Origin of the sequence: Bradyrhizobium sp. Mp27 (assembly GCF_029953005.1) — a bacterium.
Lineage (GTDB): Bacteria > Pseudomonadota > Alphaproteobacteria > Rhizobiales > Xanthobacteraceae > Bradyrhizobium > Bradyrhizobium barranii.
In genome coordinates, this window is sequence record NZ_JASAUS010000037.1 from 36,461 (window position 1) to 59,802 (window position 23,342).

At 64.8% G+C, this 23,342-nt stretch carries 28 protein-coding genes and 1 pseudogene; 15 read left to right on the top strand and 14 right to left on the bottom strand.

Features of this window, described 5'->3' with window-relative positions; translation table 11 throughout:
* Positions 1-110 precede the first annotated feature (110 nt).
* Both clpS and clpA read left to right on the top strand, forming a co-directional pair.
* Positions 111-443 carry an ATP-dependent Clp protease adapter ClpS gene (gene clpS, locus QJT78_RS20145; protein WP_014494655.1) on the top strand — a complete coding sequence of 111 codons (333 nt, stop codon included), beginning with the start codon at positions 111-113 and terminating at the stop codon, positions 441-443.
* A 291-nt stretch (positions 444-734) separates the two neighbouring features.
* The gene (gene clpA / locus QJT78_RS20150; RefSeq protein ID WP_014494656.1) at positions 735-3,149 is read left to right on the top strand and encodes an ATP-dependent Clp protease ATP-binding subunit ClpA; all 2,415 of its coding nucleotides are present in this window, start codon (positions 735-737) and stop codon (positions 3,147-3,149) included.
* Positions 3,150-3,220: 71 nt separating this feature from the next.
* Here clpA and QJT78_RS20155 read toward each other — a convergent pair.
* The 5 genes and pseudogenes from QJT78_RS20155 to QJT78_RS20175 all read right to left on the bottom strand — a co-directional run bounded on the left by QJT78_RS20155 (position 3,221) and on the right by QJT78_RS20175 (position 7,830).
* Positions 3,221-3,678 (bottom strand): annotated as a pseudogene (locus QJT78_RS20155) (PEGA domain-containing protein).
* Positions 3,679-3,790: 112 nt separating this feature from the next.
* Complete coding sequence (locus QJT78_RS20160) at positions 3,791-5,212, bottom strand: MFS transporter (protein ID WP_049807810.1); 1,422 nt, start codon at positions 5,210-5,212, stop codon at positions 3,791-3,793.
* A gap of 183 nt (positions 5,213-5,395) precedes the next feature.
* Entirely contained in the window at positions 5,396-6,421 is a 1,026-nt protein-coding gene (locus tag QJT78_RS20165) for an aldo/keto reductase (protein ID WP_014494659.1), read from the bottom strand.
* A 116-nt stretch (positions 6,422-6,537) separates the two neighbouring features.
* Positions 6,538-6,774, bottom strand: a complete 237-nt coding sequence (locus tag QJT78_RS20170; protein WP_028150544.1) for a hypothetical protein — start codon at positions 6,772-6,774, stop codon at positions 6,538-6,540.
* 99 nt (positions 6,775-6,873) lie between these two features.
* On the bottom strand, positions 6,874-7,830 hold the full coding sequence (locus QJT78_RS20175; protein ID WP_038944172.1) for a helix-turn-helix domain-containing protein: 957 nt from the start codon (positions 7,828-7,830) through the stop codon (positions 6,874-6,876).
* A gap of 196 nt (positions 7,831-8,026) precedes the next feature.
* Here QJT78_RS20175 and QJT78_RS20180 point away from each other — a divergent pair, with 196 nt between their 5' ends.
* Both QJT78_RS20180 and QJT78_RS20185 read left to right on the top strand, forming a co-directional pair.
* The gene (locus QJT78_RS20180) at positions 8,027-9,043 is read left to right on the top strand and encodes a carbon-nitrogen hydrolase family protein (protein WP_038944171.1); all 1,017 of its coding nucleotides are present in this window, start codon (positions 8,027-8,029) and stop codon (positions 9,041-9,043) included.
* A gap of 28 nt (positions 9,044-9,071) precedes the next feature.
* Positions 9,072-10,112, top strand: a complete 1,041-nt coding sequence (locus QJT78_RS20185; RefSeq protein ID WP_028150546.1) for a phenylacetaldoxime dehydratase family protein — start codon at positions 9,072-9,074, stop codon at positions 10,110-10,112.
* Here the strand turns inward: QJT78_RS20185 and QJT78_RS20190 are convergent.
* Positions 10,109-10,747: an HAD family hydrolase gene (locus QJT78_RS20190; RefSeq protein WP_038944170.1), complete on the bottom strand. Its 639-nt coding sequence runs from the start codon at positions 10,745-10,747 to the stop codon at positions 10,109-10,111. The two genes, QJT78_RS20185 and QJT78_RS20190, sit on opposite strands and share 4 nt — an antisense overlap.
* Positions 10,748-11,045: 298 nt before the next feature.
* Here QJT78_RS20190 and QJT78_RS20195 point away from each other — a divergent pair, with 298 nt between their 5' ends.
* Genes QJT78_RS20195 through QJT78_RS20210 form a run of 4 tightly spaced genes read left to right on the top strand, consistent with a single transcriptional unit; the run spans position 11,046 to position 12,032 of the window.
* Entirely contained in the window at positions 11,046-11,240 is a 195-nt protein-coding gene (locus tag QJT78_RS20195; protein WP_028150547.1) for a hypothetical protein, read from the top strand.
* Between the two features lie 56 nt (positions 11,241-11,296).
* Entirely contained in the window at positions 11,297-11,545 is a 249-nt protein-coding gene (locus QJT78_RS20200) for a type VI secretion system-associated protein TagO (RefSeq protein ID WP_028150548.1), read from the top strand.
* 10 nt (positions 11,546-11,555) lie between these two features.
* Positions 11,556-11,798 carry a hypothetical protein gene (locus tag QJT78_RS20205; RefSeq protein WP_028150549.1) on the top strand — a complete coding sequence of 81 codons (243 nt, stop codon included), beginning with the start codon at positions 11,556-11,558 and terminating at the stop codon, positions 11,796-11,798.
* 39 nt (positions 11,799-11,837) lie between these two features.
* Positions 11,838-12,032, top strand: coding sequence for a hypothetical protein (locus tag QJT78_RS20210; RefSeq protein WP_028150550.1), 195 nt, complete (start codon positions 11,838-11,840; stop codon positions 12,030-12,032).
* Positions 12,033-12,116: 84 nt separating this feature from the next.
* On the opposite strand, the gene QJT78_RS20215 is transcribed toward QJT78_RS20210, so the two are convergent.
* The gene (locus QJT78_RS20215) at positions 12,117-13,133 is read right to left on the bottom strand and encodes a TRAP transporter substrate-binding protein (RefSeq protein ID WP_028150551.1); all 1,017 of its coding nucleotides are present in this window, start codon (positions 13,131-13,133) and stop codon (positions 12,117-12,119) included.
* A gap of 39 nt (positions 13,134-13,172) precedes the next feature.
* Between QJT78_RS20215 and QJT78_RS20220 the strand changes: the two genes are divergently transcribed.
* The 4 genes from QJT78_RS20220 (at position 13,173) to tsaA (ending at position 15,914) form a co-directional block, all read left to right on the top strand.
* A complete protein-coding gene (locus QJT78_RS20220) occupies positions 13,173-14,195 on the top strand; it encodes a lytic transglycosylase domain-containing protein (protein WP_281460284.1) in 1,023 nt (340 codons plus the stop codon).
* A gap of 108 nt (positions 14,196-14,303) precedes the next feature.
* On the top strand, positions 14,304-15,044 hold the full coding sequence (locus tag QJT78_RS20225; protein ID WP_028150553.1) for an AzlC family ABC transporter permease: 741 nt from the start codon (positions 14,304-14,306) through the stop codon (positions 15,042-15,044).
* Positions 15,041-15,391, top strand: coding sequence for an AzlD domain-containing protein (locus tag QJT78_RS20230; protein WP_028150554.1), 351 nt, complete (start codon positions 15,041-15,043; stop codon positions 15,389-15,391). The genes QJT78_RS20225 and QJT78_RS20230 overlap by 4 nt, the downstream gene beginning before the upstream one ends.
* Before the next feature lie 31 nt (positions 15,392-15,422).
* Positions 15,423-15,914 carry a tRNA (N6-threonylcarbamoyladenosine(37)-N6)-methyltransferase TrmO gene (tsaA, locus tag QJT78_RS20235; RefSeq protein WP_028150555.1) on the top strand — a complete coding sequence of 164 codons (492 nt, stop codon included), beginning with the start codon at positions 15,423-15,425 and terminating at the stop codon, positions 15,912-15,914.
* A gap of 91 nt (positions 15,915-16,005) precedes the next feature.
* Here the strand turns inward: tsaA and QJT78_RS20240 are convergent, their stop codons facing one another.
* The 4 genes from QJT78_RS20240 to QJT78_RS20255 form a co-directional block, all read right to left on the bottom strand.
* A complete protein-coding gene (locus tag QJT78_RS20240) occupies positions 16,006-16,434 on the bottom strand; it encodes an HIT domain-containing protein (protein ID WP_028150556.1) in 429 nt (142 codons plus the stop codon).
* A gap of 51 nt (positions 16,435-16,485) precedes the next feature.
* Positions 16,486-17,727, bottom strand: coding sequence for a GNAT family N-acetyltransferase (locus QJT78_RS20245; protein WP_028150557.1), 1,242 nt, complete (start codon positions 17,725-17,727; stop codon positions 16,486-16,488).
* Between the two features lie 160 nt (positions 17,728-17,887).
* Positions 17,888-18,634, bottom strand: coding sequence for a glycerophosphodiester phosphodiesterase (locus QJT78_RS20250; RefSeq protein ID WP_028150558.1), 747 nt, complete (start codon positions 18,632-18,634; stop codon positions 17,888-17,890).
* A 16-nt stretch (positions 18,635-18,650) separates the two neighbouring features.
* Positions 18,651-19,118, bottom strand: a complete 468-nt coding sequence (locus QJT78_RS20255) for a RidA family protein (protein WP_028150559.1) — start codon at positions 19,116-19,118, stop codon at positions 18,651-18,653.
* A gap of 234 nt (positions 19,119-19,352) precedes the next feature.
* Here QJT78_RS20255 and QJT78_RS20260 point away from each other — a divergent pair, with 234 nt between their 5' ends.
* Positions 19,353-20,198, top strand: coding sequence for a cell envelope integrity EipB family protein (locus QJT78_RS20260; RefSeq protein WP_028150560.1), 846 nt, complete (start codon positions 19,353-19,355; stop codon positions 20,196-20,198).
* 72 nt (positions 20,199-20,270) lie between these two features.
* Complete coding sequence (locus QJT78_RS20265; RefSeq protein WP_014494674.1) at positions 20,271-20,672, top strand: RidA family protein; 402 nt, start codon at positions 20,271-20,273, stop codon at positions 20,670-20,672.
* A gap of 99 nt (positions 20,673-20,771) precedes the next feature.
* Here QJT78_RS20265 and QJT78_RS20270 read toward each other — a convergent pair whose 3' ends face one another.
* Positions 20,772-21,173 (bottom strand): ACT domain-containing protein, encoded by a 402-nt coding sequence (locus QJT78_RS20270; RefSeq protein WP_028150561.1) that lies wholly within the window; start codon positions 21,171-21,173, stop codon positions 20,772-20,774.
* A 202-nt stretch (positions 21,174-21,375) separates the two neighbouring features.
* Between QJT78_RS20270 and QJT78_RS20275 the strand changes: the two genes are divergently transcribed.
* On the top strand, positions 21,376-21,531 hold the full coding sequence (locus QJT78_RS20275; RefSeq protein ID WP_193375984.1) for a hypothetical protein: 156 nt from the start codon (positions 21,376-21,378) through the stop codon (positions 21,529-21,531).
* Positions 21,532-21,547: 16 nt separating this feature from the next.
* On the opposite strand, the gene QJT78_RS20280 is transcribed toward QJT78_RS20275, so the two are convergent.
* Positions 21,548-22,840 carry a DNA polymerase IV gene (locus tag QJT78_RS20280; RefSeq protein WP_028150562.1) on the bottom strand — a complete coding sequence of 431 codons (1,293 nt, stop codon included), beginning with the start codon at positions 22,838-22,840 and terminating at the stop codon, positions 21,548-21,550.
* Positions 22,837-23,148 carry a DUF3572 domain-containing protein gene (locus tag QJT78_RS20285; RefSeq protein WP_028150563.1) on the bottom strand — a complete coding sequence of 104 codons (312 nt, stop codon included), beginning with the start codon at positions 23,146-23,148 and terminating at the stop codon, positions 22,837-22,839. Before QJT78_RS20285 ends, QJT78_RS20280 begins: the two co-directional genes overlap by 4 nt.
* Positions 23,149-23,342 lie beyond the last annotated feature (194 nt).

Genomic DNA, 23,342 nt, shown 5'->3' on the forward strand with positions numbered 1-23,342 from the left:
CGCGCGGCTGACCGTCACTCGCTTCCGTGGGGAATTTGAACGCCTGAGCCATGCCGCACCTGACTTTCAGACTAGACCTGTCCGCGCAAGCCGCTGCCCACGCTCCTCGTATGAGCAATGACGAGAACCGTTCGGGCGGACCGACGGGGCCGAATACGTCTGTCATCACCAAGGTCAAGCCAAAGACCAAACGGCCGAACCTGTATCGTGTGCTGATCCTGAACGACGACTACACGCCGATGGAATTCGTCGTCCATGTGCTGGAGAAGTTCTTCCAGAAGGACATCGAGGCCGCGACCAAGATCATGCTGCATGTCCATCATCACGGCATCGGCGAGTGCGGCGTATTCACCTACGAGATCGCCGAGACCAAGGTGACGCAGGTGATGGACTTCGCCCGCAAGCACCAGCATCCGCTGCAATGCGTGATGGAAAAGAAATAACTGCGCGTTCACATCCAGAGTTATTTAGATCGGTTCTGTTCGTGCGGTATGTGACGGCAGCACATCCTGCTGCGTGATCCCGCGAAAATCAGCGGCGTCAATCCTGCCCAAATGGGTAGTTCTGCCCAAATCGGAACGGGTTTTGCATCGAGCATGCCGTGGGCGCGTAATGCCCATTTGAGTCGCGGAACCGGTCTTTCGCCGCGGTCTTGTATAACTATATGTGACAAAGGTTGTTGTTGCCTGACCGGGCGATGGCGATCATGATGGTGGGGGCCATAGAGGACGCGAATGCCGACTTTTTCCCAAAGCCTTGAACAATCCCTGCATCGTGCGCTGGCGATCGCAAACGAGCGTCATCACCAATACGCGACGCTCGAGCATCTCTTGCTCTCCCTGATCGACGACTCCGATGCAGCCGCCGTCATGCGCGCCTGTAGCGTCGATCTCGACAAGCTCCGCACGAGCCTCGTCAACTACCTTGAAACCGAATTCGAGAATCTGGTGACGGATGGCGCCGACGACGCCAAGCCGACCGCCGGTTTCCAGCGCGTGATCCAGCGCGCGGTGATCCACGTGCAATCGTCCGGCCGCGAAGAGGTGACCGGCGCCAACGTGCTGATCGCGATCTTCGCCGAGCGCGAGAGCCATGCTGCGTATTTCCTGCAGGAGCAGGACATGACGCGCTATGACGCCGTCAACTACATCAGCCATGGCATCGCCAAGCGGCCGGGCGTCTCCGAGGCGCGGCCGGTGCGCGGCGTCGACGAGGAGACCGAGGCAAAGGGTACCGAGGACGCCAAGAAGAAGGGCGAAGCGCTCGAGACCTATTGCGTCAACCTCAACAAGAAGGCGCGCGACGGCAAGATCGATCCGGTGATCGGACGCAATTCCGAGATCAACCGCGCGATCCAGGTGCTGTGCCGCCGGCAGAAGAACAACCCGCTGTTCGTGGGCGAGGCCGGTGTCGGCAAGACCGCGATCGCGGAGGGCCTCGCCAAGCGCATCGTCGACAGCGAGGTGCCGGAGGTTCTTGCGGCTGCGACCGTGTTCTCGCTCGACATGGGCACGCTGCTCGCGGGCACGCGCTATCGTGGCGACTTCGAGGAGCGCCTGAAGCAGGTGCTGAAGGAGCTCGAAGCGCATCCCAACGCCATCCTGTTCATTGACGAGATCCACACCGTGATCGGTGCGGGTGCGACGTCGGGCGGGGCGATGGATGCGTCGAACCTGCTCAAGCCGGCGCTTGCCTCGGGCACGATCCGCTGCATGGGCTCGACCACCTACAAGGAATACCGCCAGCACTTCGAGAAGGACCGCGCGCTGGTGCGGCGCTTCCAGAAGATCGACATCAACGAGCCGACGGTCGAGGACGCGATCGCGATCCTCAAAGGTCTCAAGCCTTACTTCGAGGACTACCATCGGCTGAAGTACACCAACGAGGCGATCGAGGCCGCGGTGCAGCTCTCCTCGCGCTACATCCACGACCGCAAGCTGCCGGACAAGGCGATCGACGTGATCGACGAGTCAGGCGCGGCGCAGATGCTGGTGGCCGAGAACAAGCGCAAGAAGACCATCGGCATCAAGGAGATCGAGACCACGATCGCGTCGATGGCGCGGATCCCGCCGAAGAGCGTCTCGAAGGACGATGCCGAGGTGCTTAAGCATCTCGAGCAGACCCTGAAGCGCACTGTGTTCGGCCAGGACAAGGCGATCGAGTCGCTGGCCGCTTCGATCAAGCTGGCGCGTGCCGGCCTGCGCGAGCCGGAGAAGCCGATCGGCTGCTATTTGTTCTCGGGTCCGACCGGCGTCGGCAAGACCGAGGTGGCAAAGCAGCTCGCGGCGTCGCTCGGCGTCGAGCTGTTGCGCTTCGACATGTCCGAATACATGGAGCGGCACACCGTGTCGCGCCTGATCGGCGCGCCTCCCGGCTATGTCGGCTTCGATCAGGGCGGTCTGCTCACCGACGGCGTCGACCAGCATCCGCATTGCGTGGTGCTGCTCGACGAAATCGAGAAGGCGCATCCCGACCTCTACAACGTGCTGCTCCAGATCATGGATCACGGCCGGCTCACCGATCATAACGGCAAGCAGGTCAACTTCCGCAACGTGATCCTGATCATGACCACGAACGCGGGTGCTTCGGATCTCGCCAAGCAGGCGTTCGGCTTCACGCGCTCGAAGCGGGAAGGCGACGACCACGAGGCGATCAACCGGCAGTTCGCGCCGGAATTCCGCAACCGTCTCGATGCCATCGTCTCGTTCGGCCATCTGAGCGTCGAGGTGATCGGTACGGTCGTGGAGAAGTTCGTGCTTCAGCTGGAGGCTCAGCTCGGCGATCGCGACGTCACCATCGAACTGTCCGAGCCCGCCAAGACCTGGCTGGTCCAGCATGGTTACGACGAGCAGATGGGCGCACGGCCCATGGCCCGCGTCATCCAGGAGCACATCAAGAAGCCGCTGGCTGACGAGGTGCTGTTCGGCAAGCTCAAGGGTGGCGGCCACGTCCGCGTTGTCCTGGTCAAGGACGAGGCCGACGAGACCAAGGACAAGATCGGGTTCGAGTTCCTCGACGGTCCGATCACGCCGAAGCAGGAGAAGCTGCCCGGCGCCCGCAAGCGTCCGCCGGGCAAGTCCAAGCCGGGCGGTGGCGGCTCCGGCGGCTCGAAGGGGCCGACCTCGAAGGGCCCGCTGGTCAAGGCTTGATTGCGAGCGATATGAATTGAAAAGGCCGGCTGAAAAGCCGGCCTTTTTGTTTGCGTGGCAGTTGCGAGGCGCTAGGTGCCGGTGTCGGGTGCGGGCGTCGCCGGCGGCCGCGGCTTCTTCGGCGCGGGTGGCCGTGCGCGGGCGGGAGCTGACGGCTGCATGGTCACGATGACAGGATTCGGCTTGTGATCGGTTGCCGCCCGGTGGCAGCATCGACGCCCATGCCGACGACACCGCCGAGCAAAAGATTTCCGGCGAAGCCGGCGGCCCCGGAGGTCGGTATGTCCCGGCTGAGCGGCACGATCTGCGGTTCATAGCCTTCCTTCTGGAAGGTGATCGAAATGTCGGCGTTCCGCTTGACGACCACGGAGCACGGCGTCGTGCAGGTGGTCGGAACTTCCATACCGCTGACGACGGCTTCCACGCCCGACGGTGTCGATGAGATGCTGATGTTTTCGGTCGTGCCACGCGTGACAGACGCGCAGCCGCCCAGCATGACGCTGAGCGCCACAATTCCAAATGAACGCATGAAATGCCCCTTATTCCCCGCGTCAATGAAGCGCAACCGGAGCGGGAGGCATTGCTCCAGATAGTTAAGCCACGCACAAGTTGCGCGTGAGGACGGCTGACCTGGACGAGAGCTATTCGCCGCGCAGGCGCTGGTCGTCCTGTACCCGGACGTGTTCGGCGCCGCGCGCTCCCGCGGGCGACAGCCGCAGCATGCTCAGCACTGCACCGCACAGCGCAAATCCGACGGCGACAAGGAGCGCGATCCTGGTTCCCTCGGTCGGATAGCGGCCGAGCAGCAGCGCCACCAGCGCCGCGCCGGTGGTCTGGCCGAGAAGGCGCGCCGTGCCCAGCATGCCGCTGGCGCCGCCGGCGCGCTCGCGCGGGGCGGCCGCGATCATGGTGCGGTTGTTGGGGGTCTGGAACAGGCCGAAGCCGGCCCCCGCCAGCGCCATCCGCCAGATCACGTCGACCGGCGTCGGGCTTGCAGGCAGGAAGGCGAGTGCGCCGAGGCCGCAGGCAAACAGCGTGAGCCCGATGCCGCCGAGCAGGCCGGCCGGATAATGCTCGACCAGGCGGCCGGCGAGCGGGGCCGCGAACGCCACCGCGATCGGCCACGGCGTGATCAGGAGCCCCATATGCACGGCGGAATAGCCGAAGCGGCTCTGGAGGTAGAAGGGGATCGCGACGAAGGCCAGCATCTGTCCGCAGAAAGAGGCGATCGAGGTGGCGATCGACAGCGCGAACACCGGGATGCGCAACAGGTCGACCGGCAGCAGCGGCGAGGTCATGTGGGTTTCGCGGTAGATCAGCAGCGCGCCTGCGACGATGGCGATGGCGAATTGAACGAGACAGGTGATGGCGGCCTCGCCATGACCGACGCTGTCGACGGCCGCGATGCCGATGCCGAAGGTGATCGCGGACAGGCCTGCGCTCTGCCAGTCGAAGGAACGGCCGGCGGGTTTTGTGTGCGGCAGGCTGCGCAGGCCGAGCACCAGCGTCACTGCACCGAGCGGGACGTTGATGGCGAATAGCCAGGGCCAGGTTCCGACCGCCAGGATGCCCGCGGCGAGCGTCGGGCCGACCGCGGCCGAGAAGGCGACGACGAGCGCGTTGATCCCGATGCCGCGACCGAGCTGGCTCCGTGGGTAGGTGAAGCGCACCAGTGCCGCGTTGACGCTCATGATGCCGGCGGCGCCAAAACCCTGGATGATGCGCGCGATCGTGAGCAAGGGCAGCGTATGCGCCAGCGCGCAGAAGGCGGATGCGAGCGTAAACAGTACGAGCCCGGCCAGATACACGCGGCGATAGCCGACGATCTCGCCGAGCGAAGCCAGCGGCAGCAGCGAGATCGTGATCGCGAGCTGGTAGCCATTGACGATCCAGATCGAGAAGGCCGGGCTCGCATCGAGGTCGGCTGCGATCGTCGGCAGCGCCACGTTGGCGATGGCGCTGTCGACGACCGCCATGATGATGCCGAGCGCAATCGTCAGCACCGCCTGGTTGCGCTGCGGCTGCGGCAGGCCGTCGGCATGCTCGATCGGTGCAGACGACATGATGGAGGCGCGCCTGATTGGAGCCGTGATTCATCCCCGGATTAGGAAATTGCAGGATGGATCGCAACCCGGCAGGACCCAGACAGTTCCTGTGCCGGAAGCAGGCCTTCCGGCACAGGAAAACGGGTCGGGACCGCTTTTGCGAGGGCTCGGGGAGCCGAGCGGTCGGGCAATTGACCGTCTCTACACCGCCGGCGGATTGCGGTCGGAGAAGGTGCCGCGCTGGTGCCAGTACGGGTAGGGCAAGGTCACCTTGCTCGCGGCATCGAGCTTTGCGATCTGGTCCTTGGTCAATGTCCAGCCGACCGCGCCGAGATTTTCGCGCAGCTGCGTCTCGTTGCGCGCGCCGATGATCAGCGTCGAGACCGTCGGACGCTGGAGCAGCCAGTTGAGCGCAATCTGCGAGACGCTCTTGCCCGTCTCCTTGGCGACCTCGTCGATCGCCTCGACGACGCGATAGACGTGCTCATCGGGCACGGGCGGGCCGAAATCGGCGGTCTTGGGCAGGCGACTGACCTCGGGCTTCGGTTGACCCCGTCGGATCTTTCCGGTGAGGCGCCCCCATCCGAGCGGTGACCAGACCACTGCGCCCAGCCCCTGGTCCACGCCGAGCGGCATCAGCTCCCATTCGTAGTCGCGCCCGATCAGGGAATAGTAGGTCTGGTTGGCGACATAGCGTGGGAAGCCATGCTTGTCGGCAACCGAGAGCGACTTCATCAGGTGCCAGCCCGAAAAGTTGGAGACGCCGACATAGCGGATCTTGCCGGCGCGCACGAGCACGTCGAGAGTCGCAAGCACCTCTTCAGGCGGGGTGAACGCGTCGAAGCCGTGAAGCTGGAACAGGTCGATGTAATCGGTGCCGAGCCGGCTCAGCGAACCGTCGATGGCCGCGAGCAGATGCTGCCGTGACGAGCCGATGTCGTTGGGCCCATCGCCGAAGCGGAAGGTGGCCTTGGTCGAGATCAGAACCTTGTCGCGGCGACCCTTGATGGCCTCGCCGAGGACGCGCTCGGATTCGCCGAGCGAATAGACGTTGGCAGTGTCGAACATCGACACCCCGGCATCAAGGCAGATATCCAGAAGGCGCCGCGCCTCGGCCGCGTCCGTCGTACCCCACGCAGCAAGGCGGCCGACGCCGCCGAAGGTGCCCGTTCCCAGGCTCAAAGCGGGCACCATGAGGCCGGATCGGCCCAAGCGTCGGTATTCCATCGATATGCTCCTCGGCTGGCCGCTGGTTGATCGATGCGGCCTTGGGGTGCGATGGTAATGCAAGCGCGGGCCGCGTCCTATCACGCGCTCACATACCGGCCTTGCTCGGGAATGGCCTAGTCGTGCAGACGCATGTCATCGAATGCTGCATCGGCAACGCGCGCGCCTGGCGTCTTCACCGATGACTGAGCCTCGACCCTGGTTGCGGGCGAGGGGAAGCAGGCGGCTTCGCCGTCACGCGCCTGCCGCGGCAGCAGCGTCAGGCCCCAGCCCACCAGGACCAGCACCGCGAGCCTGATCGCGATCACACCCAGCAACAGCTCCGATCCGCTTATGGTGGCGTGAGTCCTCATGCACGCCAGCCTGATGCGCGCAGCCGGACAAGGCAATCTGGAATTGACGAGCCTTGCCTTCGCCTGCAGCGAAGGCTCGAGGTGATGGCTGGCTGGATCTCAGTGCCGCAACTGGCTCTGCCTGAAGTCGCGCGGCGACATTCCGAAATGCTCGCGGAAAACGCGGCCGAAATGCGAGAGGTCGTTGAAGCCCCAGGCGAAGGCGATCTCGCTGACATGGCGATGGGCCAGCACGGGCGAGGCGAGGTCACGCCGGCATTGGGCGAGACGCTCGGCAAGCACATGGCGCTGGAACGAGGTATCCTCGTCGGCAAGGAGATCGTTCACATATCGCGGCGAGATGCCGAGGGCAGCCGCGGCCTCCGACAGCGAGAGGTCGGGATCGGCCAGGTGAGCGCGGATGTGGGCCTTCAGGCGATAGAGCAGGGCGGAGCGGTGGGTGGAAGATGGCAGCGATGTCTTGCCGAGCCGTTCGCTCAGCGCCATCGCGAGCAGATCGACGGCCTGCTCCGACAGCGCCGCAGCGTTGTCCGGGGCAAGTCGGTCCGCGCTCTGGCAAAGCCTGAAGATGAAATCATAGGCGAGCCGTTCGAGCGGCACATCGGCGCCGAACGACATCGCGGTGAGCGTCTCGGTGGCGCCAAGCCGGCGTTGCAGCATTTCGCGGGGCACCTTGAAGATGGTCTGCGTGAAGGCGTGGTTGAACTTCAGCTCATAGGGACGCGTCGTGTCGTAGAGCGCGAACTCACCGGGATGGATCACGGTCTCGCGGCCGTCCTGCACCACGCCTCCATCGCCGCGATTGCCGAGCGCAACCAGGACAAAATCCTGATCCGAACGCGCGATGCGGGATGGCGTCCGGAATACGTGCTGGCGGTCGGAGCAGACCTCGGAGCACACGGCCCTGCCGAGCGGGGCCTGCGTGACCGAGCCGCGAAAGGCGCGGCCGAGGTCGGACTTGCAGTCGAGCCCGACGAAAACGTCGCAGACGATGTCCTGCCACAGCGCCAGCCGCCGGTAGCCAGGGCTGCCGTCTGTCGTGAACTGGATTGGCATCGGCAAGCCTCCCTGTCACATCCAGCAAAACCGCATGTTGGCGCAGATCCAGCCAGACCGAAGGCAAGTCCCGTACCCGTCGGCGATCCCGGCCAGTCGAGTTTTTGTTCCACTGCGGTCGAGCGCCCGGCCGGGTGGCTTGGCCAAATAGACTGCATCGGACGTGGCTTCCGATCAACCGGCAATGGAGGCGGCAATGGGCTTCGAACATCCGAAATACAAGGTCGCGGTGGTGCAGGCGGCGCCGGCCTGGCTGGATCTCGACGCATCGATCGACAAGTCGATCGCGCTGATCAGGGACGCCGCCGAGAAGGGCGCCAAGCTGATCGCCTTTCCCGAGGCCTTCATCCCCGGCTACCCCTGGCATATCTGGATGGACTCGCCGGCCTGGGCGATCGGCCGCGGCTTCGTGCAGCGCTACTTCGACAACTCGCTGTCCTATGACAGTCCGCAGGCCGAGCGGCTGCGCGACGCCGTACGCAGGGCAAAGCTCACCGCCGTGCTCGGCCTGTCCGAGCGCGACGGCGGCAGTCTCTATCTGGCGCAATGGCTGATCGGGCCGGACGGCGATACCATCGCAAAGCGCCGCAAGCTGCGGCCGACCCATGCCGAGCGCACGGTCTATGGCGAGGGTGACGGCAGCGATCTCGCCGTCCATGCAAGAGCCGACATTGGCCGCATCGGCGCATTGTGCTGCTGGGAGCATCTCCAGCCACTGTCGAAATACGCGATGTACGCCCAGAACGAGCAGGTGCATGTTGCGGCTTGGCCGAGCTTCTCGCTCTACGATCCCTTCGCGCCGGCGCTCGGCGCCGAGGTCAACAATGCCGCCTCGCGCGTCTATGCGGTGGAGGGCTCCTGCTTCGTGCTCGCGCCATGCGCGACGGTCTCGCAGGCCATGATCGACGAGCTCTGCGACCGGCCCGACAAGAATGCGTTGCTGCATGTCGGCGGCGGATTCGCCGCGATCTACGGCCCCGACGGCAGCCAGATCGGTGACAAGCTGGCGCCGGACCAGGAGGGTCTGCTGATGGCCGAGATCGATCTCGGTGCCATCGGTGTTGCCAAGAACGCTGCCGATCCCGCCGGGCATTATTCGCGGCCCGACGTGACGCGGCTCCTGCTCAACAAGAAGCGATACCAGCGCGTCGAGCAGTTCGCGCTGCCGGTCGACACCATTGAGCCCACGGATATCGCGGCGGCGGCGAGCTGATCGCCGGGATCAAGGGGAGGGAACGATCATGGAATCCGCAATTCCTCTGCATCTCGAGACCCAGCGCACGCGCCACAAGCGCGTGCCGGACGACTACCAGCCGCCATATCCGTCGTTCGTGGCGCGCTACAAGCCCGCCGTGAGCCGCGTTGTGATGGCCTATTTCGGTGTGCAGTATCGCGGCGCGGCGCCGGCGGCTGCGACGGCGGCACTCGCCGAGATCGCGGCGCGGTTTGCTGCCGACGGCGGGCCTTCGCATTGGGATCGCGCCCGCTACGTCGACCGCGCCGGTTATGAGACCGTCGTGTCGGTTGCCTATTGGGACGACATCGCGCGCTTCGACACCTGGTTTGAACCCGCGCGCGCAGCCTGGACCGAGAACCGGCGCGAGGGCATCGGCACCTTCATCGAGGTGCTGCGTCCCACGGTCGCCCGGCACGAGACGCTGTTCTCCTCGCTCGACCGGCCCGAGGGCGTGGCCGCAGTCGCCGGCGACATGAGCGGCGAGGTGCAGGAGCACGCCTATTGGGGCGGCATGCGCGATCGCATTCCGCTGTCGCAGACCGATCCGATGACGCCGGGCGGCGCGCCGGAATTGATCCGCGACGGCGCGCGGCTGCGGGTGAAGGCGCACGACAATCTCTGCCTGATCCGCTCCGGGCAGGACTGGAGCGATACGGAGGCATCGGAGCGAAAGCTTTACCTCGACGACGTCGAGCCGGTGCTGCGCGAGGGTATGGATTTCCTGCGCGACGACGGGCTAGCGATCGGATGCTACGCCAACCGTTACATGCAGGTGCTCTCCGCCGACGGCAGCGTGAGCGAAAAGTCCTACGGCCAGAGCTGGTGGAGGAGCCTTGCCGCATTGGAGCGCTGGGCGGAGTCGCATCCGACCCATGTCAAGATATTCGGCGCGGCGATGAAATACCTGTCGACGCTCGGGCCGTCGGCAAAGCTGCGGCTCTATCACGAGGTCACGGTGGCGGCCGCGGACGAGCAGTTCTTCGAATATCTGAACTGCCATTCGAAGACCGGCATGCTGGCGGCGGTCGAGACCGTCAGCGCCTAGGCTGCGCAGTGGCCGAGCAACTCGGGATGCGCGGCGCAGATGTGATGCGCGCCGGCATCCCGCAGCTCGGCCTCGCTGCCATAACCATAGAGCACGCCGATCGCGGTCATGCCGTTGGTGCGGGCGCCGATCACGTCGTGGCTGCGGTCGCCGATCATGATCGCGCTGCAGGGATCGACCTTCGTTTCGTCGAGCGCATAGCGCAGCAGTTCGCGCTTGTCGACACGCGTGCCGTCGAGCTCGGAGCCGAACACGCGCTCGAAATACGGTTTCAGGCTGAAATGATCGACGATGCGGGTGGCGTAGACCGCGGGCTTGCTGGTGGCGACGAACATGCGCTGGCTGGTTGCGGCGATCATCGTCAGCGTGTCGATGATGCCGGCATAGGCCTCGTTCTCGAACAGGCCGATATCGGCAAATCGCTCGCGATAAAGCAGTAGCGCACGGTCGGCGAGCTCGTCGCTTCCGGTGAGCTTCTTCAGGCTGGCGTGCAGGGGCGGCCCGATGCACCAGGTCAGCTCGTCCTCGCTCGGCACGGTAAGGTCGAGCCGCTCCAGCGCGTATTGGATCGAGCGGGTGATCCCGGGCTTCGGGTTGGTCAGCGTACCGTCGAGATCGAAGAAGATTGTAGCCATGCCAGCCGTGCCCGTGTTGATACCGCCGTTGTTTGACCTAAACGACGCCGCTCCTCAAGGCAACGCCGCCGCGTCGATGTCGCGTACCGTTTTAAAGCTCGCTATTGGCAGGGCATAAGCGTAAAGTTCTGCGATCACCGCCCTTCCCATGGCATCTATCGGTGACTGAGGGTCACTAGCGCTCCCGCCGAACGAGGAGGAGCGTGCATGCCGCGATTTAATCTGGCCGACTGGATCGTGCCGCCGGTGATCGTCCCGCTGTTTCTGTTGCTCCTGGTGGCTGCTGCGGCTTTTCTGCATGGATAGGACGCCGCTCCAATATCTGGTGAGCGGACGCGATCAAAGCGGCTATGTCAGCCTGGCCCGCACCACGGCGACCGCCGCTCTGAAGAAGGCGAGGGAGTTGTTGCAGGAAGGCTATATCGACGTGCGGATATGCACGCCGCAGGGCCGGGTCCTGCTGTCTGACGAGTTCGATCAGTTCGAGGCATGAGGAGCGCGGGGGGCGTCAAACGGCGCGCCTGGTCCTTCGCGAGGAAAGATACCCGCATGAAAATGCTTATTGTCGCATTGGCGCTTGGCACATTCGTGCAAGGCGCAGTCGCGAAAGAGCCGGACTGCCGCGCGATCGAAAGCACGAGCGGACGGCTCGCCTGTTACGACGCTGCGTTTCCGCCGCAAGCAAAGAAGCCCGCCGCGTCAGAAACGGACGTATCTCGAGCCCCCTATAAAGATCCGTTCCTTGAGGAAGAAGCCCGCACCGCGGCGAAACTCAAGAATATCTGTCGCGGTTGCTGAGGGATCCGTCATGGTCCGCGAAACAACCTACGTCGTGCAGGCGTTCAACGCCGGCAGGGGTGGCAATCTGAAGGCCGACTCCCCCATCGTCTGCAAGTCGGAAAGCGGCGCACTGCGCACGGCGGAGAGACTGGCCTTGAGCAAACTCGGCGTCGTCGCGTTCTCGTCCAGCGGCGATCCCGAGATGGGTGACTATGACGATGAGCCTACGGTGTTGTTCCGAAAGGGCGAGCTTCCGGCCGGTTTCGACTGAATTTGGTCGCGGTCGAGCAGATATTGGCGGAGAGCACGGATGAACGAGCGACTGGACATATTGAAGAAGGCCCGCGATCGCATGATCGAGGACAGGGATACGCATGCGAAGGTGCTGGCCGCTCCCTTTGATCGTGACAATGCCGAGCGAGCACGAAACAAGTTCGTCGAGCTTCAAACGCTGATCGATGCCCTGGACCGCGCAATCAGCGCTGAAAAGCCCGCCACGACATAGGACCGAGAAGCGCGTGAAAGGCGGGACTGGCGGACATGTCAACGCAGCACCGCAGTGGCATGCCGGCGGCCGCCACGTCTCGCCCTATTGCTGTCTCGCCCATTCGACGATCGCCGTCGCATCGGCGCCTGCCTGCGTCTCCCAGGTGGCGATCGCGGGCGTTGCCGCTTTCTGAAGCGCGGCGACGAGGGACGCCGGCGCCGGCTCGGCGATGCGGACGCCGTTGTCGCGCATGCGCGCATAGTTTTCGAGGGTGCGATGGGTCAATAGCGCGAATTGGCTTTGCTCGGTCTCGGCCGCCGCGGCCAGTACCTCGCGCTGCATCGGCTCGGACAGTTCGGCAAATGCGTCGCTTCGGACGAAGGCGATCGAGACCGGCATCGCGTAGTTGATCGCTGTAAAGTAGGGCAGGAAGTCCCAGAGCTTGCGTCCCGCGCCGCCGTCGCCGGAGGTGAGGAACGCATTCAGCCGGTGCTCCCTGAGGCCAGCGAGCGCCGCGTCCATCGGCAGGAACTGTGCGTTCGCGCCGGCCGCGCGCATGATCTCGCCGGAGTTGGCGTCGTAGGCCCGCAAATTCAGTTTCGGCAGGGCGTCGGCGCCTTCCAGCGCATGGTCCGACCAAAGGCCCGTGGCCGGCCAGATCGTGACGTAGAGCAGCTTGAGGCCGCGCGCCGCGAGCGCCTTCTCATAGAGCGGGCGCGCCCGCAGATTGGCGGCGCGGGTGAGGTCGACCGACTGCACCAGGAAGGGCAGGGTGGACAATCCGAGCACCGGGTCGAGGCCCGAGAGCGCGCCGGCGAAGGCGTCGCCGCCGGCGATGCGACCATCCAGCGCGGCGCGCGGCATTTCGCCCGAGTTGATCTTGAGCTCGTTGTCGAAAGCGTTAGCTACGGTCACGAAACCGTTTGTGCGCGCCGCGACACGATCGGCGAAACTGGTGAGCCCGATCCCGGAAATGTTGCTTTGCGGATATTCCGTGGTCATCCGCCAGTTGACTTGCGCCATGGCCGGCGCGGCGGACAGGACGAGGGCTAGGAGGACAAGGATCGCGCGGATCCCTGGGGCGGGGCAACGCATTGGGAGAAGCGGGTCAAACAGCATATATTGGCAACTCGTCGAACCATGACACGATGCCACAACATGGCAGATCATCTTGTTGCATGCCGCGCCGGAGCGCGCCACAGCGATGCTTGGGCACGGCTGACGCGAATTGCGTCACTCATCATTGCAGCACTGCTCGTCTCGGCGACACGGGTGGCGGCGTGGGACAGCTCGCCCGCGAAGACCAATATCGCCGTCCCCAGCGTCGAGGAGCTTGCGATGCCACCGGCGACGCCGGCCGCTGCGCGCGAGAGCGACACGCGGGAATCGATCTGCCTGATCGTCGAGGCCGCCGCACGGGATGGCAATCTGCCGCTGGAATTCTTCGCCCGCGTGATCTGGCAGGAAAGCCGATTCCAGGCCGATGCCGTGGGGCCCATGACGCGCAGCGGCGAGCATGCGCAGGGGATCGCGCAGTTCATGCCGGGCACCGCGAGCGAGCGCGGGCTGCTCAATCCCTTCAATCCGGTACAGGCGCTGCCGAAGTCGGCGGAGTTCTTGAACGAGCTGCGCAACCAGTTCGGCAATCTCGGCCTGGCCGCAGCCGCCTATAACGCCGGGCCGCGCCGGGTGCAGGAATGGCTCGCCGGCACCGGCGGCATGCCGGAGCAGACCCGCAACTACGTCTATGCCATCACCGGCACGAGCGTCGATGCCTGGGCCAAGGCCGGTAGCACCGGCAAAGGGCCGCCGAGATCGCCGCCGACGAGCTGCCGCGATCTCATGGCGCTTCTCAAGCGCGCGCCGAATGCCTTCGTCGCCGAGCTCGAACAGCATGTCGAGCTCGCTGCCGCAAAGGTCTGGGGCGTACAGCTCGCTGCCGGCTTCGACCGCAACAGGGCGCTGGCGATGTATTCCCGCGCCGTCACGCGGCTGACCGCTGTGATCGGCGACCGTGATCCGAGCTTGCTAAGCTCGGTAATGCGCAGCCGCGGTACGCGCGCGTTCTACCAGGTGCGCATCGGCGCGGACACGAGGAGTGAGGCGGATGATCTGTGCAACCGCATCCGCAAAGCCGGAGGTGCCTGCTTCGTGCTGAAGAACCGGGGTGTGAGCGGGTAGGCGCGTCTGCCCGCGCGCGCATGCCAGCCCCGCCGCGCGCTTCCTTGACGCCAGCCACGGCATTGCCCGTTATGCGGGCACGATTCCGCAATCCGGCCAAAGACTCCCGTGGCGCTTCCTCCGCTCGATTCCCCTCAATGGCAAAGTTCCTGGCGCGCGTTTGCGTGGGGACTGCGTTCGATCACGCAGACGATCCTCACGCTCGTCCTGTTCGCGACCTATCTCGGCATCGGCGCGCTCGCCCATGACACCCATTTCAGCCTGCTCTGGGCGCTCTGCTCGACGCTGTTCGTCTGGGCGGGCCCCGCGCAGATCATTTTGATCACCACGCTCGGCTCCGGCGCGACCATCATCCAATCGGCGATCGCGGTCACCGTCAGCGCGATCCGGCTGTTTCCCATGGTGGTCTCGGTGCTGCCCCTGATGCGCACGCCGACGACCAAGCGGCGCGAGCTGTTCTTCGCCGCGCATCTTACGGCGGTGACGCTGTGGGTCGAATGCCATCGCTTCCTGCCGCAGGTGCCGCGCGAGCGGCGCATCGCCTTCGTCAACGGACTTGGTTTTGGTCTGGTCTCCGTGTGTCTCACCGCCAACACGGTCGGATATTTCCTTGCCGCCAACCTGACGCAGACGCTAGGCGCCGCGATCCTGATGCTGACGCCGCTGTCGTTCCTGTTCTCGACCGCGCGCAACAGCCGCGAGGTCGCCGACGTCGTCGCGCTGACGCTCGGGGCTCTGCTCTATCCGCTGGCCGCGAAGATGAACTCCGGGCTCGACATCCTCGTCAGCGGTTTGCTGGCCGGCACGATCGCTTATGGCGTGCATTGGTGGCGGGAGGTGCGCGCATGAGCTTTGCGCAGCTCATCGGCGACTGGCACGCACTCGTCGTGCTGTTCGTTGCCGGCGTTGTTCCCAACCAGATATGGCGCATGCTGGGCCTGTGGTTCGGCGGCGGCATCGACGAGGGCTCGGAGCTGCTGGTCTGGGTGAGGGCGGTCGCCACCGCCATCCTGGCAGGCGTCATCGCCCAGATCGTGGTGGAGCCGCCGGGGGCGCTCGCCAGCGTGCCGGACGTCTTGCGCTATGGCGCGGTCGCCGCAGGCCTAATCGCCTTCCTGCTGACCCGCCGCTCGATCTTCGCGGGCGTGGTCACAGGCGAAGTCTTCATGCTGGCCGGCAAGTGGTGGTTAGGCTAAAACCACCGCCGAACAGCAAGGAACGGGAAATATGGTTCGCGAAAACGAGCTCCGCGAGGGTGAGATCGCCATCGAGTTGCCGTCGACGGAGGATGCCGGCCTCGTCTTCATCGGCCGCATCCGCACGCCCTGGACCTCGCGGATGGAGACGCCGCGACAGGGGCGTCAGGACGGCCCGGTGTGCCGGCTCGAGATCTTCGAGCCGTTCGTGCCGGCCATCAAGGGCGTCGATTTCTACAGCAATCTCGAAGTGCTCTACTGGCTCGACAAGTCGCGCCGCGACATCGTCCTGCAAAGCCCGAAGAACAACGAGAAGACCCGCGGCACGTTTTCGCTGCGCTCACCGGTCCGGCCCAACCCGATCGGCACCTCGATCGTCAAGCTCGTCGGCATCGAGGGCAATGCCATTCTGGTGCGCGGGCTCGACTGCATCGACAACACGCCGCTGATCGACATCAAGCCAGATCGTTGCGAATTCACGCCGCTGGCCGCGCCGCAAGCAGGGGATTTTCAAACGGAGTGAGGGGCGGCGATCGTAGCCCGCATGGAGCGCAGCGGAATGCGGGGAAGGTCCCGGATTGCGCTTCGCTCCATCCGGGCTACAGGGCTGATATCTAGCCCGCCTTCAGCGCCGCGATCAGCTTGGCCGCGTTCTCTTCCAGGACCTTGACGTCTTCCTTGCGGCTGGCGGGCGGCAGCATGGCCACGCCGTCGTGGCGCGGCATCACGTGCATGTGGAGATGAAACACCACCTGGCCGCCGGCGGGCTCATTGAACTGCTGCACGGTAATGCCGTCGGCCTCGAACGCCTTCATCGCAGCGGCCGCGATCTTGTGCGCGCCCCGGGCGACGTGGGCGTAGTCATCAGGCTTGATGTCGAGGATGTTGCGGGCAGGCGCCTTCGGGATCACCAGCGTATGGCCCGATACCCGCGGCATGATGTCGAGGAAGGCAAGCACATGCTCGTCCTCATAGACCTTGTGGCAGGAAAACTCGCCGCGCAGGATCTTTGCGAAGATGTTGCTGGGGTCGTAGGCGGTCATAGCGGCGGCTCCTCGAATTTTGCGCTTACTGTCATCAGCCGTGGCAAACCGTCAAGGCGCCTCGTCGACGCCTTTGCGGAACGGGCCGAGCTCGGCCAGCTCCCGTCCGGCCTCGGCGACATAGGCGCGCTCGCGCTTGAGGTAATCGTCGATGGCGCGGCGCAGGCCGGGATCGGCGATGAAGTGGGCGGAATGGGTGGTGCGCGGCAGGTAGCCGCGCGCGATCTTGTGCTCGCCTTGCGCGCCGGCCTCGACATTGTCGAGGCCGTGTTTGATCGCGAAATCGATCGCCTGATAGTAGCAGACCTCGAAATGCAGGAACGGATGATGCTCGACCGCGCCCCAGTTGCGGCCGAACAGCGTATCCGAGCCGATGAAGTTGATCGCGCCCGCGATCCAGCGGCCGTTACGGCGGGCCATCACCAGCAGCACGTCCTGGCTCATGGTCTCGCCGATCAGCGAGAAGAATTCGCGCGTGAGATAAGGCCGGCCCCATTTGCGCGAGCCGGTCTCCATGTAGAATTCGAAGAAGGCGTCCCAGGCATCCTCGGTGATGTCGCTGCCGGTGAGCCAGTGGATGGTGATGCCACCGGCAAGCGCATCGCGCCGCTCGCGCTTGATCGACTTGCGGTGGCGCGAATTGAGCGTGGTGAGGAAATCGTCGAAGGTCGCAAATCCCTCGTTATGCCAGTGGAACTGCTGATCGGTACGCTGGAGGAAGCCGTGCCCGGCGAGCCGTTTCCACTCCGCCTCACGGGCGAAGGTCACGTGCACCGAGGAGGCCTTGCTGACGCCGCACAGCGCCACCAGTCCGCTCGCCAGCGCTTCAGCGATGCGCTCGCGATCGACGCCGTCGCGGACCAGCAGCCGGGGCCCTGTGGCCGGGGTGAAGGGAACCGAGACCTGGAGTTTCGGATAGTAGCGTCCACCGGCGCGCTCATAGGCGTCCGCCCAGCCGCGGTCGAAGACGTACTCGCCTTGGGAATGCGATTTCAGATAGCAGGGCACGACCCCGGCGACGCGGCCATCGACCTTGGCCACCAGATGCCGCGGCCCCCAGCCGGTGCGGATGGTTGCTGAACCCGATTTCTCAATTGCGGATAAAAACGCGTGCGAGACGAACGGGTTATAGGCGGGTTTTGAGAGGCCGAGGGAATCGCCTGGAAGCCCGGATGAAGGTCCCGCGCCATGCCCGTTGCAAGCCTTGTCGGGATTGGCACAGGCGTCCCAATCCTCGGCAGATACCTCGCCAATCGAGGGTACAGCCTCGAGTGTGATTTCAGATGATGCCATCGTGCCCAAGATCGTGCATTGCAGCAGCGACTTCAAGAGGCGGGAACCGAGCTCTCTCGTGCCCCGGACGCATCGCAGCGCTCAGCGGTGCGATGCAGAGCCGGGGCCCATTCGCATAGCGTGCCGCCTGCCGGGACACGAGCGCGGGGGTGCGCAGGCCCTACGGCACGAACTCCTCAAAGATCATCTGATCCGCATATCGTCCAACCCGCGTCCGCTGCTCAGGGGTGCGCACGGTCCAGCCGAGCAGGGCGCAGCCGAGGACGTTGCGGGCGATCCAGGGGGCGGGGGCCGGCAGGTGGTCGACCTTGAAGGCGACGAAATGCGGCTGGGTCTGAAAGCCGTGGCGCAGGTACAGCATGCTGTCGCGCTGCGCCTGCGTCAGCTTCGCCCGGTACTCGTCCTCGTAGGTCCGCTGCGCAACGATGCCGCGCGGGCGGGACGGCAACAGCTCGCGCAGCGCCAGCACCTGATCGGGATCGAACGACATGCCGACGGCGGGGCCCTGATAGGACGACAGCACCTCGGCCATCCGCTTCACTAGCTTGCGGTCGCCGCCAAAATGGCTCTTCACCTCGATCACCAGCGGCACGCGGCTGGCGACCATGGCGCAGAGGTCGGACAGCGACATCATCCGCTCGTCCGTGTCCTTGAACTTGACCGCCTTTAACTCGGCCGCGGTCTTCGACACCACCTCGCCGGTGGCCTCGGTGAGACGGCCGAGCGCGTGGTCATGGTGCACCATGGCCTCGCCGTCGGCGGAGAGCTGGATGTCGACCTCGATCGAGAAATTGCCCGCGATCGCCGCCTGCACCGCGCCCGGCATGTTCTCGACGACACCGCGGGAAATGTCATGCAGGCCGCGATGGGCGACCGGCCGGGCTGTCAGCCAATCAGGAGCGCGCAACGCCGTCAGCTCCGTGTCAGGCGACCTCGAACACGCCTTCGACCTCGACCGCCGCATCCGCGGGCAGCGAGGCGACGCCGACGGTGGTGCGGGCGTGGCGGCCCTTGTCACCGAAGGCGGCAACCATCAGGTCGGAGGCGCCGTTGAGCACCTTCGGCCCGTCCAGGAAGTCGGGTGCCGAGTTGATGAAGCCGCCGAGGCGCACCACGCGCACGACCTTGTCGAGGTCGCCGAGCGCGGCCTTGACCTGGGCCAGCAGGTTGACGGCGCAGCCGCGCGCCGCCGCGGCACCGTCCTCGATCGAAACGCCGGCACCGAGCTTGCCCTTGGCGATCAGCCTGCCGGCGGGGTCGAAACAGACCTGGCCGGAGACGAACAGCAGGTTACCGGTGCGCACGAACGGCACGTAATTGGCGACAGGGGTAGGGGCCTCGTGCAGCTTGATGCCCTGTTCCGCCAGTTTCTGCTCGACCGTGCCCGCCATGTTCGACCTCGTTGTCCAAATTTCATCCGCCCGGCTGCGTCCATTTGGAGGCCGGGCGCGCCCTGTTTCGCCCATCGTGCCGCCACATGCAAGCCAACCGGAGCGACTGCATTTTGTTGTGGCCAGGCAGCAGGTTCAAGGCGGGGGCCGCAACTTTACGTGAAACGGCCTCAGTTGCGACGCAATGGAACGGTCATTAAAATGTCGAATCTGCGCTTTCCCCAGGGATGACACATGGTGCACCTTTTCCGGACTTCGCTCGGTGTGATGGCGCTCGCGGCGGCTGCTTTCGGCGCAGGCGGTGGAGCGCAGGCGGCCAGCGGTCCGTTCCTTGCGCACCAGGCGCTCTATGACCTCAGCCTCGTCAAATCGCGCTCCAACTCGGTCAACAGCGCGCGCGGCCGCATCCTCTACAATTTCACGGGAAGTTCGTGTGAGGGCTACACCTCCGAATTCCGCCAGGTCTCCGAGCTCGACAGCGGCGAGGGCAAGATCACGCTGAGCGATCTCCGCTCCAACTCCTGGGAGGACGCCGCGGGAAAAAGCTACCGCTTCAAGATCGAGACGCGGATGAACGAGACCGATGCCGGCCGGGTCGACGGTTCGGCCGAGCGCGACGGCGACCACATCAACGTCAAGCTGAAGCTGCCGGCGCCGAAGAATTTCACGCTCGACGGCAAGATCGTGTTCCCGACCGAGCAGATCCAGCGCATCATTGCCGCCGCCAAGGACGGCAAGTCGCTGCTCGAGTTGTCGGTCTATGACGGCTCCGACGACGGCCAGAAGGTCTACAACACGCTGACCGTGATCGGTCAGCCGATTCCCGCCGACCGCACTGCTTCGCCCGATGCATCGACCACGGACGAGCACATGAAGTCGCTCAAGCGCTGGCCGGTTACCGTCAGCTATTTCGATCGCGAGTCCCAGCAGAAGGAAGGCGAGCAGACGCCAGTCTACGCGATGGCGTTTGAGCTCTACGAGAACGGCGTCTCGCGCCAGCTCGTGCTCGATTACAACGATTTCGTGATCTCCGGCGCGATGGGCAAGTTCGACGCGAAGGACAGCAAGCCCTGCAATTGAGCGGCGAGGCTAGCCCTCCGCTCGCTCACCAGCTACGCTCCCTCCCAACCACAAACCCGGGAGGCAAGCACCATGCCCAAGCTCGACCATCTCCGCCCCAGCGGCCTGCATCACAATCCGGCCTATTCCCACGTCGTCACCGCTTCCGGTGCGCGCACCATCTACATCTCCGGCCAGGTGTCGGTGGACGAGGAGGGGCGGATCGTCGGCGAGGGCGATATTGCCGCGCAGACGACGCAGGTGATGCAGAATCTCGGCCATGCGTTGAAGGCGGCCGGCGCGACCTACGCCAACATCGTCAAGATCACGACCTTCGTCGTGAACTACAAGCCTGAGCTGCGCCCGATCATCGGCAAGGCCCGCTCGGCCTTCTTCGAGGGCATGGAGCCGCCCGCCAGCACCCTCGTCGGCGTCTCCGCGCTCGCCGCGCCGGAATGGCTGATCGAGATCGAGGCGGTGGCGGTCGCGGATTGAGGATACCTCGCAGACCCTAGGATGGGTAGAGCAAAGCGAAACCCATCACCCCTTGTTGCGCAGGAAGAGCTCGATGGGTTTCGCTTCGCTCTACCCATCTTATTTTGCTGCGGACATCGCTCGCAAAACAGTCATCGCCTCATCGGCACGCTCAGCAGGTACGAAAAGATGATCGTGGTGGAAGGCCGAAATGGCGTTCACGCTGATGCCGGCTTCGGCCAGGCGGGCCGTGACTGCACCCAGGAAGCCCACCGCATCGAGCGCGGAGTGAACCGTCAGGGTGATCAGGCGCGAGGCGAACGCGTAGCGTAAGCCTGACGCCTCGGCTTCTTCGCGCAGGATCACCAGCGTGGTTCCTTCCTGCTCGCGGAACGTCAGCAGCGGGTTGACCGCTGCGGGAATCGGCTCGCTGGGTGGGATCGTGCAAAACACGAAGATGCCGTCCAGCAGCTCCGGCTTCATGTTTCTCAACAGCGCGTCGAGGTCGCGTTCGCCTGTCACGATGGTCAGCCTCTCAGTGCGTTCGGATGGGTACAGCCCTTGCGAAACTCAACAGCGCCGGAACCTGACAGGGGCCTCGCCAACATACCTTTGTATATCTCTTCCAATCCTTCTCATACGCTGACCTTACGCTGGTACAATTGAGCGACGGCCGGAGATTCTTACAATTTGAGTCTACTCGGGTCACTGCGAGGAAGCTCAAATGAACGTCATGATTGGAAAGCTCAACGGCCTGTGGCACCTCATCGTCGGGTCTTGTCAGATCCGAACGCCGTTCCTGGCGACTCAGGATCGGCAGTTGGTCATTCAGTATGCCCGGCGTGTCTATCCGGGTGCACGGATCTTCGAACGCGACTGAATTGAGCAGGACTCGATCACTCCTGCTGCCCTGTTTCAGGCCCGTCATAGGCGATGCCGCGAATGACGGCGGAGTTGCCGAACTTCTTGCGCAGGCTGTCCACCGCGCGCTCGGCATGCGCAGCACGGCGGTCAAGCATATCGGTGTCGTCGGCGGGCGAGCCCTCGCGCAGCGCGCTGACGCCGGCGCCCATCAGGCGGAAGGCGGTGCCGTCGATCTCCTTCGCCAGCATCTCGCGGCAGATCGAGAAGATCTTGGCGGCAAGCTGCGTCGGGCCTGCGATCGACTGCGAGCGGGTGCGCTGGCGGAAATCGGCGGTCTTCAGCTTCAGCGTGACGGTCGAGCCGGCAAGCTCGCTGCTCTTGAGCCGCGACGAGGTCTTCTCGCAGAGCCGCCACAGGATCTTCTCCAGCGTCGCGAAATCGCGGATGTCGGTCTCGAAGGTGGTTTCGCTCGAAATCGTCTTGGCGCCCCGATCGGGCTCGACGCGGCGGTCGTCGATGCCGCGCGCGAGCCGCCACAGCCTGCGGCCGTCGCTCGGAAACTGTCGCATCATCTCGATCTCGTCGGCCTTTTGCAGGTCGGCGATGATGCGGAAGCCGCGCTGCACCAGGCGCTCCTGCGTGGCCGGGCCGACGCCGAAGATGAAGCCGACCGGCTTCTCCGCCAGCATCACACGTGCTTCCTCTTGATCGAGCGCGGCAAAGCCGCGCGGCTTGTCGAGGTCGGAGGCGATCTTGGCCAGGAACTTGTTGCAGGACAGGCCGACCGAGACGGAGATACCGATGTCGCGCTCGATGTTGCGCGCGAACCGCGCCAGCACCTTGGCCGGAACCATGCCGTGCACCCGTTCAGTGCCGGAGAGATCGAGAAAGGCCTCGTCGATCGAGAGCGGCTCGACCAGCGGCGTCAGCGCCTGCATGGCCTGCCGCACCTCGCGGCCGACTCGGACGTACTTGGCCATGTCGGGCGGGATCACGGTCGCATGCGGGCAGGCCTCGAGCGCCCTATACATCGGCATGGCCGAGCGCACGCCATAGGTGCGGGCGATGTAGCAGGCGGCCGACACCACGCCACGCTTGCCCCCGCCGATGATGACGGGCTTGTCGGCGATGTCAGGATTGTCGCGCTTTTCGACCGTCGCATAGAAGGCGTCGCAGTCGATATGGGCGATGGTCAGGCCTGCGAGCGCGCGGTGGCGGACGAGGCGAGGGGAACCGCAGGCGGAGCAGCGCCGTACGCCCATATCCAGATCGGCCAGACAATCCCGGCAGAAGCAGCGGGGCCCGGCCGTATCGGGGGCGGTCACGGCACGTCGCGCTCCCAGGAGGGGTCGCCAAGCGCGTCGCCCAGCACCTGCCGCGCCGCAGCAACGTTGGTCGGATGCAGCTCCGCGGTCGAGGCAAAGGCCTTCACGGTGGCATCATCGCGCATCACGAAATCGAGCACGCTGAGGAGGAAATTCGGGTCCGAGGCGGCATTGCGCAGGGTCTCCGGACCGACGCCTGTCTCAGCCAGGAACAGGCCGAGCCGCTCCGGATCGCCGGCCACGAAGGAGAGCGCCTGAATCGCAACGATTTCAGCGACTTCGCGAGGGTTGTGAACAGGCTTTTTCAAGGGTTCGGTTTGCCTTTCCGTTAACTTTCGGTGTCTACTTTGAAACCATCATGCCCGAGTCTCAAGACCGCCGACAAGCAACCGGAAACCACATCGCAGAAAGTCGGCCCTCGAGTTTAACGAAACTCAAGCGAATCTGAGGCTAGTTTGAATCCAGTTTTCGAAGCGCCGGCGAGCGGCGCTTGAGGCGTCAC

Excerpts from the sequence above, each read along its gene's own strand:
- clpS (WP_014494655.1), top strand. The coding sequence starts at position 111 with ATGAGCAATGACGAGAACCGTTCGGGCGGACCGACGGGGCCGAATACG.
- clpA (WP_014494656.1), top strand. The coding sequence starts at position 735 with ATGCCGACTTTTTCCCAAAGCCTTGAACAATCCCTGCATCGTGCGCTG.
- QJT78_RS20160 (WP_049807810.1), bottom strand. The coding sequence starts at position 5,212 with ATGTCGTCTGCACCGATCGAGCATGCCGACGGCCTGCCGCAGCCGCAG.
- QJT78_RS20165 (WP_014494659.1), bottom strand. The coding sequence starts at position 6,421 with ATGGAATACCGACGCTTGGGCCGATCCGGCCTCATGGTGCCCGCTTTG.
- QJT78_RS20170 (WP_028150544.1), bottom strand. The coding sequence starts at position 6,774 with ATGAGGACTCACGCCACCATAAGCGGATCGGAGCTGTTGCTGGGTGTG.
- QJT78_RS20175 (WP_038944172.1), bottom strand. The coding sequence starts at position 7,830 with ATGCCAATCCAGTTCACGACAGACGGCAGCCCTGGCTACCGGCGGCTG.
- QJT78_RS20180 (WP_038944171.1), top strand. The coding sequence starts at position 8,027 with ATGGGCTTCGAACATCCGAAATACAAGGTCGCGGTGGTGCAGGCGGCG.
- QJT78_RS20185 (WP_028150546.1), top strand. The coding sequence starts at position 9,072 with ATGGAATCCGCAATTCCTCTGCATCTCGAGACCCAGCGCACGCGCCAC.
- QJT78_RS20190 (WP_038944170.1), bottom strand. The coding sequence starts at position 10,747 with ATGGCTACAATCTTCTTCGATCTCGACGGTACGCTGACCAACCCGAAG.
- QJT78_RS20195 (WP_028150547.1), top strand. The coding sequence starts at position 11,046 with ATGGATAGGACGCCGCTCCAATATCTGGTGAGCGGACGCGATCAAAGC.
- QJT78_RS20200 (WP_028150548.1), top strand. The coding sequence starts at position 11,297 with ATGAAAATGCTTATTGTCGCATTGGCGCTTGGCACATTCGTGCAAGGC.
- QJT78_RS20205 (WP_028150549.1), top strand. The coding sequence starts at position 11,556 with ATGGTCCGCGAAACAACCTACGTCGTGCAGGCGTTCAACGCCGGCAGG.
- QJT78_RS20210 (WP_028150550.1), top strand. The coding sequence starts at position 11,838 with ATGAACGAGCGACTGGACATATTGAAGAAGGCCCGCGATCGCATGATC.
- QJT78_RS20215 (WP_028150551.1), bottom strand. The coding sequence starts at position 13,133 with ATGCTGTTTGACCCGCTTCTCCCAATGCGTTGCCCCGCCCCAGGGATC.
- QJT78_RS20220 (WP_281460284.1), top strand. The coding sequence starts at position 13,173 with ATGGCAGATCATCTTGTTGCATGCCGCGCCGGAGCGCGCCACAGCGAT.
- QJT78_RS20230 (WP_028150554.1), top strand. The coding sequence starts at position 15,041 with ATGAGCTTTGCGCAGCTCATCGGCGACTGGCACGCACTCGTCGTGCTG.
- tsaA (WP_028150555.1), top strand. The coding sequence starts at position 15,423 with ATGGTTCGCGAAAACGAGCTCCGCGAGGGTGAGATCGCCATCGAGTTG.
- QJT78_RS20240 (WP_028150556.1), bottom strand. The coding sequence starts at position 16,434 with ATGACCGCCTACGACCCCAGCAACATCTTCGCAAAGATCCTGCGCGGC.
- QJT78_RS20245 (WP_028150557.1), bottom strand. The coding sequence starts at position 17,727 with ATGGCATCATCTGAAATCACACTCGAGGCTGTACCCTCGATTGGCGAG.
- QJT78_RS20255 (WP_028150559.1), bottom strand. The coding sequence starts at position 19,118 with ATGGCGGGCACGGTCGAGCAGAAACTGGCGGAACAGGGCATCAAGCTG.
- QJT78_RS20260 (WP_028150560.1), top strand. The coding sequence starts at position 19,353 with ATGGTGCACCTTTTCCGGACTTCGCTCGGTGTGATGGCGCTCGCGGCG.
- QJT78_RS20265 (WP_014494674.1), top strand. The coding sequence starts at position 20,271 with ATGCCCAAGCTCGACCATCTCCGCCCCAGCGGCCTGCATCACAATCCG.
- QJT78_RS20275 (WP_193375984.1), top strand. The coding sequence starts at position 21,376 with ATGAACGTCATGATTGGAAAGCTCAACGGCCTGTGGCACCTCATCGTC.